Genomic DNA, 9,773 nt, shown 5'->3' on the forward strand with positions numbered 1-9,773 from the left:
GACAGAGAAACCATGAGCAAAACCCTTAGGGATGAAGAACTGGACATGATTATCTTCAGTCAGCTCTACAGCCACATGCTTGCCATAGGTTGGTGAGCCTTTGCGAATATCTACAGCTACATCGAGCACTCTACCTTTTACGCAACGTACCAGCTTGCTCTGGGTATAAGGTGGACGCTGGAAGTGCAGGCCTCGCATTACGCCATAGCTGCTCATAGACTCGTTGTCTTGGCAGAAGTGAACACTGTGTCCCAGGATTGGGGCAACCTTTTCTTCAAACTCTCGCTCGCTGAAGCTCTCGAAGAAGTAGCCACGAGCATCACGGAAGAGGCGTGGCTCTATAATGAGTACGCCTTCAATATCAGTTTTGATTATATTCATTGTTATTTTATTTTCCAAATTCTTTAATTCTCTGTTCTTCTTTTAATGAGCAAACTAGCAGCTGTCCATTCTTCTCGGCTACGATATAGCCATCCAAGCCTTGAACTACCACCTTGCTTTCATCGGCTGCATGAACCACGCAGTTCTTGCATTCATACAAGCGGATGTCCTTGCCTATCTTGGCATTGCCATTCTCGTCTTGTGGAAGCAAGGTGCGGAGACTCCCCCAACTGCCTAAGTCGCTCCAGCCGAACTCGGCTGGCAAGGTATAGATTTCCTTCGACTTCTCCATCACAGCATAGTCAATGCTTATCTTCTCGCAAGTTGGGAAGAGTTTGCCGACTACCTCTTTCTCCTGTTCGGTATAGAAAGAAGGTGCCATCTCGTCCATGATGCTGGCAAGCTGAGGCTGGAAGGTGCGGATTGCCTTGCTGATGGTATCAATGTTCCACACGAAGATTCCGGCGTTCCAATAGTAATTACCAGCAGCAAGGTATTGCTCGGCTGTCTCCAGGTTTGGCTTTTCCTTGAATGCCTCAACCTTGTAGATTTCATCTACGGATGTTGGCTCTGCAGCAGCGATATAGCCATAGCCTGTTTCCGGGCGGCTTGGTTTGATACCGATGGTAACGATAGCGTTCTTATCGGAAGTATAGCTCAATGCCTTGCTGAGTACTCGCTGATACTCCGAGGTATTGATGACCAGGGCATCGGATGGTGTCACCACGATGTTGGCATCAGGATGCTTCTTCTGGATCTTCCAGCAGGCATAAGCAATACATGGAGCGGTATTGCGAGCCTCCGGCTCAGCTAATATGTTATCTACTGGCATGTCAGGGATTTGCTCCTTGACTATGCGAATGTATTTCTCGTTTGTCACTACCCACATGTTTTCGACAGGACAGATTGGCTTCAATCTATCTACTGTCAATTGTATGAGGGAACGGCCGACTCCCATCACATCAATGAACTGCTTTGGGTAATCAGAGGTTGACATTGGCCAAAAGCGGCTACCTACGCCACCGGCCATGATTATAATTTGTATGTCGTGCATAAATCTTGTTCTTTTATATTAAAGATTTTCTAAAATCATCCCGTCCTTCTTTGTTGATAAAGCGAGCTGCACTCGGCAATTTGAAAGCGAGTTTTCATTGCACTCACTGGCATCGCTTTTTCCCATTAAAAAAGGCATTTTTCGAATTCCTCCGTCTCCCTTTCCAAAGGGAGCTCCACCTCTAACCAAGCCTTCCTCCTCAGAAGGAAGGATGTAACCGCCCTCCGGTGCTCAGAACCGCTACGCTATAAGGTTGGCGGACCATCAAAGGTCTACGCCAGGTTGTGCGGGATGGGACCGCCTGATGTTGTTTTATGTCAGCCTATCTTTCTTAAAAGGGCATTACCATTAAATCATTAAATATAGGACTATCTTGTAGAATTATATCAATATCATTATTTATATTTTTGACTATTATTGAATCTTTCGTCAACTCTACAACTTCACCTAAATCTTTATCATGTTTCATATCGAAAAGCCGATCACCGACTTTCACTTTTTTACCATTTGGCAAAGAAACATCAATGATAGGACTTCCTAAAGGAGTGAAAACTGATCTTCTGCGAATACCACGATGAACATCTTCTCCTAATTCTCGAATTGCTTGAAGTATAAGAGTACTTTCATCCGACAGTTTATGACCTTCTGGCAATGTTGCAGGATTCTCTATTGACAATAATTTCAACAACGAATTTAGCTCGTGTTCGCCCATATCACTCGTTTCCTTTAATGCCTTAACCAAATCATCGATAGCTTTGTTTACCAAATCTATTCTTAGAGAAGAATCATACTGAAAAGAACGAAGACCACTTATATCAAATGGACGGTCAGTTTTATCATCAATCATCAAAACAGTTTTCTTATTGAAAGCTTGACGAAACCCCAATTCATAAAACACATTAGGATTACGGGCACTTAAGTCACAGATTGCCATTTCACACTCCAATACATTTTTCAATATATCTGCTATAATTACATTTGCTTTAGCTGTCCCATCTGCACGAATAACTTCATAACCAGCCTTTTGACATGCAGGTGCTATAATATACTCATAGACTCTATCGAAATGTCCTTTTAGATAGCCATCCACATCACTTATGGGCATTATTATAAAACATCTCTTCTGTTCCTGCCCTATTGTTTTTCCTTCAGAATTAGCCATATTCTACCTATTTAAATTTTCAACATAATATTTCATATTGAAATCAGTATTTCTAAGACATGCACATGCACCAGTAGAGACGATATGTGCTTCTGTATAGTTATAATTATACTTGCCTTGTTCGTTTAAAACAGGTTTTTGAGCAAAGATAAGAGCATTTTCTACCAAATCACGGTCTTCATCTAAAGGAGCACAAGAGTAACACAACTCTTGACCTTGCAAAAGCAGTGAGGAGAACTCAGAATACTTTTCATGATTATTATGTCTATCATGAATATTATCTGCTTGACCGATATATATTATATCAACCAACTCAACAGAATTACTTTGAGCATTATAAATGCACCTATATACAAAATAAATTCCAGAATAGGTAGGAAGCCCACCCTTATTGATGTCTCTCCAATACCCTTCAAAGTTTAGTTTATATTCTTTCATAATCAATGAATAATTGTATATATCACCAATACTGCATCCCCACTATATTGCAAGTAGTTACACCTATCAGTTTTTTATATTTTGTATCGTTATTGTAGAAGATAAGCTGCACTCGGCAATTTGAAAGCCAGCTTTCATTGCACTCATTTGCATTATCTTTAGAGTGAAGGATTGCTAAGCACACAGTTTCACCTCATCTATTTTTAAACACCGTAACATGGAAACATAGACTTATAATCCTTATCCCCATCTTTCATGCGGGTAAGAGGTAGCTTTCAACAGGTCTAGCTCATGCTTTTTCTGCAACAATTCTTCATTCATCCGTTCTCTTTCCTCACGAAGTTTCTTTGTTTCAGACTTGATTTTTAAGGTTTCCTGCATTATTGCCTTATTCTCTTCCTTCAAAAAAGCCACAGCAGATTCCAAGGCAGCAGCCTTACGTTCCAGCTCTTTTGTGAGAGCTTGATGGAAATCTTTCAAGGTCGCATGTTGCTCTGCAAACAAACGCTCCACCTGATTTTGATCAAGACGCTTTAGAGCCTCCTCTACTTTCTGCCAAGAAGCAACGAAATCTGGATCATCTGTTATATTCATCATAAATATATATTTTTGCCGCTGGCTGTACAACAGGCTGTTCTAGTATCCTTCATCACTACAATACTTACGCAGGTTTCGGCCTCTACGGTTGTGGTTAAACTCCTGCATCACCTTTTCGAAGTATTCCTTTGTTTCAATAATTCAGATTTTTAAGAATTCGGATGCAAAGGTAAATACTTAATGTGTTAAAACCATTACGCTGTAATGGTAATATACGGTGGATACTTACGTTCCCATCATGGTTATGGCAGAAATCTTATGGTTACTAACGATAAGTTGGCTAAGCATTCTTAATCATAGAGCAATATGCGTTTACGGACACCTTACTTATCGTATGCAACATCAAAACGATTGCTGGAGTCAAGAATGAAGCACTCACCCCTATAATAGGAGCAAAGAATGCTGCTATTTGAGAAGAAGCACCAATATTAATCAAGCCACCCATATCCAAAAACTGCTTTCTATCTTCCTCATAAGAATCCCCACAAATCAATTTATTGAGTTCATCTTTAAGACATTTCCAATAGTTTTTTTTGGATTCGCTAGATGATAAACCACCAAATGTTGCAGTATTAATTGGACCGAAACTACTCAACCACAAATTAGCAACTTTTTCTTCATCTCCATCATTATTCGCCAATAAAGCCTTTATCGTATTCCGCTGATAAGGTTTCAGAACACTCAACCATGTTTCAAGGCTTTCATCTACTATTTCCATTATTCCTCAAGCATTTCGTTTATGTATTCTGCACTCAAGCAAAAAGAAGTTTGATTTAATTCATGAGGGTTAATACCAGCCAACATGATACCAGATGCAGGTGCATACCCTCCAACAAGGATTCCTATAATTTTCTGTAAACGAGGGCAAAAGACCATAGAACCAGATTGACCAGGACGAGTTTGTACATTTAATATTGCATATTTATATTTTATACCTTGAGAAGCTCTAAGAATCTTTGCTCCTACCATAGTTTTTTGTACTGTCAAAATATGCATCTGCCAATCATTTACACAATGTGGATAACCTATAATCTCAACATCATCCCCCACCTGGAGTTCATCAAGACTTCCTATTGGGCAAGAATCTATCCTTAAGTGAGCAGTTTTCAAAACTACTAAATCACACAAAGGATTAACACATTCAATGGATTGAACATCCAAGATACGACATTGATTTTTTGAAGTATCTTGATACTCATGTATGTTGTTGGAATCCACAGATGAAACTAATACTAAATTATCCGTATGATCACCTATGACATGTCTACAAGTTACAAAGTATCCATTCTTTGGTACAGCAAAACAGCTACCCAATAATTGAATATTATTGCCTGGTTGCTTTAAACCAACCATCACGACTAATTTTTCCATATTCTTAAAATTTATGTTTAAATTTCAAAATTAATATTGAAAGCATAAAGACGCTCTATTTTTAAATTCTGCTTCTACAGCCTCAAGACTCATTTTCATCTAAATGAGCATTTATAAGCAAGGATACTTATTCCTTTCTATACTAGGACATTTTATCATCAGAACTATTCCTCTTGCAAATCAACAGGAAGAATTTTGTTCAAACTATCTTTTGTGAAAAAAGGCTCTCCATCCTCTATAGCTTTTGAAGCCTTGCCATATCCTCTAGATGTGGTTCGAGGTGCATTAGCATATACAGATAAAGTGCGTTCTTTAAGTTCGTCTCGTCTTTCTTGGATTTCTTCCACATTTATAGTTTTTGCCTTAATGTCATAAAGCAGAGAAAGATATTCCTCTCTCAAATCCAATAATTTCAAGGCTGTCGCACCATGAGATGCAGAAAGTTCACCCAAGTCATAGCCTTTAGCCAAGGAATTGGCAATAACTAACAATGCGGATATACCAGATGATATTAGTGCTGCCCATCTAACACAATCATACTGACCATCTCGTAATGGCGTATTTTGACTTACACCAAACAAGATGAAGATTATACCTGTTGTAGAAATAGCAGACAATACAATTTGAGCTATCTTTATCCAATTATTCCAGCATCTATAAATGTCAGCATCCTTCTCGTGTATCTTATGAGTCCAAAATACATTGCCATACGAATTTCGAATTTGAGAATCTAAAAGTTTAATAACCTTATCTTCATCCATAATCGCTTTCATTTTAATGTTCTATAGGAACCAATATTCTATCTCGTGCAACCACCACACCATTCTTGATGATATAACATTCTACGTAATGAGGACCAAAGAAATTGGATATTTCTTTACGACCATTATTGCTAAGATTAGGGTTTTCTATAAAACCTCTCAAGCAATTACGACGTTTTGCTTCGTCACCTACATTCTTCACCTTCCATTTTACAATGTAGTCACCTGGTACATCAGTTGAAGCTATATAAAACTTCAAGGTATAATCATGATGTATCAATTTCTTCTGTGACAACAAATCTCGTAAAAATATTGGTCTGAACCCATTACGTTCTATCTTGCAATCTATTTTCAAGTCATACAATATATCGACAGGATACTTATCTTCGATAAACTGTTCATTATCATCATATGTTTGTGCATAGCAACGTGCTTCTGTAAGACTATCTTCTGCCTTTGGGAACTCATTGCCAAAGATTTCACGCCAAGCATCGTTTCTAGACTCATCAGTTTCCTCAGCTATTGCTTGCTTAGCTTTATCGTAAGCTTTGCCCGCCTTACTCCTAAATGGGTGTTTAACCTTAACATCCTGGTTGCTGCCCAACGCTTGATAGTGGTCTTGTTTAGGTTGGTCTTTAAGGAACCCAAAGAAGTCCTTGCACATATCATCAAAATCTGAATATGAGGCGAAATCATAATCATCACGGTCTTTCAAGAAATTGTATGCCAACGTATCAACAAGAAGACCACCCATTGCAACCCCCATATTATTCTTCCAAGATCTTGTCATCTTACACAACAAGCGGTGATGCGTACCATGATTCTCCTTAAACTCAGTCATCGCATTCTGTTCTTGTTTTGGCTTGGTAATCTTATAACAGCCGTATTTAGTATCAGGATATTTATAATTAGTATATCCATCATCCCCCTCCTCTTCAAAAACAGGTTGAACTTCAAAAGTAAAATCTGTAAAGAACACATCTACCACCAAACGATCGTACTTGATATTTGTAGTGGGATAACGTTCTTGCAGGGCATCACGTACATCAGCCAGCAAAGTCTTTGGAGAATTTTTGTACGTATCCCATTTAGACTTTGGCATGATATACAACAAATCCAAATCAGAGATACCTTTTATACCAGTATAACGTCCATACGAACCAACTCTCAAACTATTTGCAGTTTCAGAATCGGTATCTCTAAATGTTTTATTTAACTTCTTGGTAATTTCGTTATAACGACTACCAATCTTTTCGTAATTATCAACCTTGATATTATCAAGAAACGTTGAAAAAGAAGAACTTACTGTCATATCAATACTTTTTAATTATTTATGATGCAAAAGTACCTCTTAACATTGCAGACCTGCTTCATTGTTTCCGGAAATTATATATCAGCGTTATATTTTATGATATTTTTAGCTCGACCTACAAGACTTTCCTTCAAATCTTGGGGTTCAAGTATCTCACAATTATCAGCATAAGACATCATTATCGTCTCGAACTCATAATTCGGAATCAAGTCTAAAGAGAAGATAGTATAATCTTCATGGCGTTCAACTATTCGCTGAGAATGATGAATAGGCTTGGTCTCTATATAAGAAGAGGTGGGTGGATATGCCTTGATGACAATATGGCTGCAAGATTCATTGAACTTTAGTGATACTCCTACTATATCCTTGAAACAAGCGTCAATATCTCCTTCATACGGTTCATAGGATTCTTTCTCCAATACCTTGTAATCATCAATTCTGTCCAATGGTATGACAACAAGCGGAATCTTGGCAGCTACAGCAGGCTCCCAACCTACCAAAAACCACCTATTATTATATTGGCGCAATTGATAAGGATGTACCAGACGTTCCCAAGCTTCACCAGTAAACTTATGATATTGAAGCGATACAACCTGATGACTCGCTATTGCTTCATACAATCGGGAAAAATAATTCAGTCCACGCAAATCTTCGTTCTGCGAGAAGCTAACATATGATTGTTGACCATTATCTAAATTGAAAGTTGATTTCATCTGAGCAATAGTGGCTTCCAACCATTCGTGATTTGGCAAACCTTTGAATCGAGATAACATACTAATGGTATCAGAAAGTAATTCTGCCTCCTGCTGACTCATAGGAAGATTCTTAATGGAAAAGTTTGGATCAGAATAACGATAATAAACTTTATGACCTTCTCGCTTTGTTACCAAAGGGATAGCCCCGCCTGCCTTTCGTTGCATAAAGCTAATATCTGCACGAACTTGTCGCTCTGTAACGGAAGAACCATCATAATAAAAAAGCTCTTCATTGCAGGCTTTTACCAGGTCATCGATAAAATATTTCTTTCTCCTATCACGAAAGCATCGGTCCAAAACCATATATCTGATATTGGCATTCTTTCCCTGAGCCATAAGCTAATTCTATCTAATCTTTGCGATTAATCTTTGTAAAATTCACAGGTGGAAGTATAACACTTCCCAGTCCAGCCTTTAATGCGATATTGGCAATATGCTCACGAACAAAAGGAAAAATGATGGCAGCACCATTAATTCTACCAAACTGTTCATTGTCCAATATTTGAGAATTACCAGTTCTCTTAAAAACCCCAACAAAAGATACCACTATCTTATATTGCTCTTCATCTTTAAGCTTATTCGTTACAGTGGTAGTAAGCTTAACGTTTACAGTATTATCCCTTGAACCAACACCTGTTTCAAAAGATACCTCCTGCTCCGATTCACTAAAGTTTATTTTTCCTTTGCGGGTAAAACTAGATTCTGTGAGCAGAATACTCTCTACATTAAATCCAGATTGCTTGTCCTTAATATTGTCCATCATATTTAAGCTGCTTGTAATAAACTGTCATCAAATGACATTACGATTTCCTTATTATTTAACACGATTTTATCCTTATACTCGTTACTGGTATAATCCAAGTCAAGAGATTCTATTTCAACGGCAGTATAAGTATCATAGAATTCCGGTGACATCGTATTAAAATCAACAGAATTGTCCTTATAAGTATCTAAGTCCTCAGAAGATTCATTTATGGTAATATGCTCATCCAACATCAAATCACCTTGTGCATACTCTGAGCCTTGAATACTCCAATCAATATGCTCAATTCCTACATAAGCATCTTCTGAGATAAAAGAAATATCCTCATAAGGGATTGCGCCATAAGCACGTTCAAAGAAATCACATTCCCATATAGCAAACTCATCGCTATCAAATACCACTTGAGGTAATACTTCAATCGTATGTAAGTTTGCCAATTGGTCATACTCATAATTGACTTTTACATTTTTGAAAGTTTTGACAAATTCCGTCAATTGTTCTTTCAAATAATCAAACGCTACCATATCTAAAATGTTTTAATATATTTCTAACATCCTGTGCTAACTCAATTGCTTGATTACTTTGTGTAGAAGTAATATCAACTTCTTCATAATCAGCTTTAGTTCTCAACTTTTTCAACTGACCTATTTTGTTAGCAAATTCCACGACTTTTTTCTTATCCATGATAGAAGTACAAGCCTGTGTCATTCGCTTACGAACATACCCAATCATAATTTCATGAGAGCCATGAAGCGTTGAATCAACATCATTCTTCATTTCATTCTCATTATTGATGCCAAACTTCTTATAACAAAGATGCTTCATGAGAAGAAGGCAACTATAATAAGCACTATGAGGAACTACTAAAAAATAGCATTTATTAGTATCGTTGTTAATATCCTCAGCAGCACTCATAAACAAGTCTGACTTATTTGTATATATGCTCATCATAAGCTAAATATTATACTTGTCCGAGATTTGGTGGCAAAGTTATCATTTAACATTGCAAACATACTTCATTCTTTAAAAAAATATATATGTTGAAAGCACCCTCAATACAAGCTAAAGATACTTTTACTCTTGTATCACCAGTTTATTCAATACCGGCAAGAGCTTTTCTATCTTGCGGCACTTCACCTGTAAATCACCGTTAGAACGTAACTACTGATTTTCAGCAGT

General features: G+C 37.6%; 13 protein-coding genes. All 13 read right to left on the bottom strand.

All coding sequences use genetic code 11. From position 1 onward, the window contains the following. A partial coding sequence (gene rfbC / locus DWV53_RS11275; protein WP_118153939.1) for a dTDP-4-dehydrorhamnose 3,5-epimerase occupies nt 1-381 on the bottom strand: 381 nt, incomplete at its 3' end. A gap of 7 nt (nt 382-388) precedes the next feature. Continuing rightward, entirely contained in the window at nt 389-1,435 is a 1,047-nt protein-coding gene (locus DWV53_RS11280; protein ID WP_259318972.1) for a mannose-1-phosphate guanylyltransferase, read from the bottom strand. 331 nt (nt 1,436-1,766) lie between these two features. Further along, nucleotides 1,767-2,597 carry a hypothetical protein gene (locus tag DWV53_RS11285; protein WP_153073510.1) on the bottom strand — a complete coding sequence of 277 codons (831 nt, stop codon included), beginning with the start codon at nt 2,595-2,597 and terminating at the stop codon, nt 1,767-1,769. Nucleotides 2,598-2,600: 3 nt separating this feature from the next. Continuing rightward, complete coding sequence (locus DWV53_RS11290; RefSeq protein WP_118153904.1) at nt 2,601-3,035, bottom strand: GIY-YIG nuclease family protein; 435 nt, start codon at nt 3,033-3,035, stop codon at nt 2,601-2,603. A gap of 240 nt (nt 3,036-3,275) precedes the next feature. Next, a complete protein-coding gene (locus tag DWV53_RS11295; protein ID WP_147468786.1) occupies nt 3,276-3,632 on the bottom strand; it encodes a hypothetical protein in 357 nt (118 codons plus the stop codon). 280 nt (nt 3,633-3,912) lie between these two features. After that, on the bottom strand, nt 3,913-4,350 hold the full coding sequence (locus tag DWV53_RS11300; protein WP_118153910.1) for a hypothetical protein: 438 nt from the start codon (nt 4,348-4,350) through the stop codon (nt 3,913-3,915). Then, a complete protein-coding gene (locus tag DWV53_RS11305; protein ID WP_259318973.1) occupies nt 4,350-5,003 on the bottom strand; it encodes a S1 family peptidase in 654 nt (217 codons plus the stop codon). The genes DWV53_RS11300 and DWV53_RS11305 overlap by 1 nt, the downstream gene beginning before the upstream one ends. 164 nt (nt 5,004-5,167) lie before the next feature. Next, nucleotides 5,168-5,764, bottom strand: coding sequence for an SLATT domain-containing protein (locus DWV53_RS11310; protein WP_181992479.1), 597 nt, complete (start codon nt 5,762-5,764; stop codon nt 5,168-5,170). Between the two features lie 13 nt (nt 5,765-5,777). Then, a complete protein-coding gene (locus tag DWV53_RS11315) occupies nt 5,778-7,076 on the bottom strand; it encodes a nucleotide-binding domain-containing protein (RefSeq protein ID WP_118153916.1) in 1,299 nt (432 codons plus the stop codon). Between the two features lie 74 nt (nt 7,077-7,150). After that, nucleotides 7,151-8,167 (bottom strand): helix-turn-helix transcriptional regulator, encoded by a 1,017-nt coding sequence (locus DWV53_RS11320; protein WP_118153919.1) that lies wholly within the window; start codon nt 8,165-8,167, stop codon nt 7,151-7,153. 13 nt (nt 8,168-8,180) lie between these two features. Then, the gene (locus DWV53_RS11325; RefSeq protein ID WP_118153922.1) at nt 8,181-8,594 is read right to left on the bottom strand and encodes a protein-export chaperone SecB; all 414 of its coding nucleotides are present in this window, start codon (nt 8,592-8,594) and stop codon (nt 8,181-8,183) included. A 2-nt stretch (nt 8,595-8,596) separates the two neighbouring features. Next, nucleotides 8,597-9,118, bottom strand: a complete 522-nt coding sequence (locus DWV53_RS11330) for a hypothetical protein (RefSeq protein WP_118153925.1) — start codon at nt 9,116-9,118, stop codon at nt 8,597-8,599. Further along, a complete protein-coding gene (locus DWV53_RS11335) occupies nt 9,105-9,545 on the bottom strand; it encodes a hypothetical protein (RefSeq protein ID WP_118153928.1) in 441 nt (146 codons plus the stop codon). Before DWV53_RS11335 ends, DWV53_RS11330 begins: the two co-directional genes overlap by 14 nt. Nucleotides 9,546-9,773: the final 228 nt, after the last annotated feature.

The organism is Segatella copri (genome assembly GCF_003465495.1).
Taxonomy (GTDB): Bacteria; Bacteroidota; Bacteroidia; order Bacteroidales; family Bacteroidaceae; genus Prevotella; species Prevotella copri_G.

Coding starts and splice junctions, on each gene's coding strand:
- DWV53_RS11280 (WP_259318972.1), bottom strand. CDS start 1,435: ATGCACGACATACAAATTATAATCATGGCCGGTGGCGTAGGTAGCCGC.
- DWV53_RS11285 (WP_153073510.1), bottom strand. CDS start 2,597: ATGGCTAATTCTGAAGGAAAAACAATAGGGCAGGAACAGAAGAGATGT.
- DWV53_RS11290 (WP_118153904.1), bottom strand. CDS start 3,035: ATGAAAGAATATAAACTAAACTTTGAAGGGTATTGGAGAGACATCAAT.
- DWV53_RS11295 (WP_147468786.1), bottom strand. CDS start 3,632: ATGATGAATATAACAGATGATCCAGATTTCGTTGCTTCTTGGCAGAAA.
- DWV53_RS11300 (WP_118153910.1), bottom strand. CDS start 4,350: ATGGAAATAGTAGATGAAAGCCTTGAAACATGGTTGAGTGTTCTGAAA.
- DWV53_RS11305 (WP_259318973.1), bottom strand. CDS start 5,003: ATGGAAAAATTAGTCGTGATGGTTGGTTTAAAGCAACCAGGCAATAAT.
- DWV53_RS11310 (WP_181992479.1), bottom strand. CDS start 5,764: ATGGATGAAGATAAGGTTATTAAACTTTTAGATTCTCAAATTCGAAAT.
- DWV53_RS11315 (WP_118153916.1), bottom strand. CDS start 7,076: ATGACAGTAAGTTCTTCTTTTTCAACGTTTCTTGATAATATCAAGGTT.
- DWV53_RS11320 (WP_118153919.1), bottom strand. CDS start 8,167: ATGGCTCAGGGAAAGAATGCCAATATCAGATATATGGTTTTGGACCGA.
- DWV53_RS11325 (WP_118153922.1), bottom strand. CDS start 8,594: ATGATGGACAATATTAAGGACAAGCAATCTGGATTTAATGTAGAGAGT.
- DWV53_RS11330 (WP_118153925.1), bottom strand. CDS start 9,118: ATGGTAGCGTTTGATTATTTGAAAGAACAATTGACGGAATTTGTCAAA.
- DWV53_RS11335 (WP_118153928.1), bottom strand. CDS start 9,545: ATGATGAGCATATATACAAATAAGTCAGACTTGTTTATGAGTGCTGCT.